Here is a 243-nt window from a genome sequence, read left to right as displayed (position 1 = left end):
GTGACGCGGCCATACGTCGATTCATTCAATCCGTGCCTCGCGCGATCCTCTTGCGCCGCATAAGACCGATTGCTGGTCGGCGAGACCCGCTCGTTTTCCATGTCCTCATCGATTTTGTCGGCAGGCTGTTCGTATGCTTTTCGAGCACCGATGATCGAGAGGAATTTGCCGAATGTCTTCGTGCGCGCGGCGTAGGTTTGTCGTCCACGCCGGCCGCTGCCGTCTTTCGTCGCGCGTTGCGAC

General features: G+C 59.3%; 1 pseudogene. It reads right to left on the bottom strand.

The features are described 5' to 3' along the window. Positions 1–243: pseudogene (locus tag DIE02_RS35850) on the bottom strand (hypothetical protein); the annotation flags it as partial.

Source organism: Burkholderia sp. Bp8991 (assembly GCF_003853795.1).
In the GTDB taxonomy this organism is placed as follows: domain Bacteria; phylum Pseudomonadota; class Gammaproteobacteria; order Burkholderiales; family Burkholderiaceae; genus Burkholderia.
This window is presented reverse-complemented; position numbering and strand designations above follow the sequence as displayed.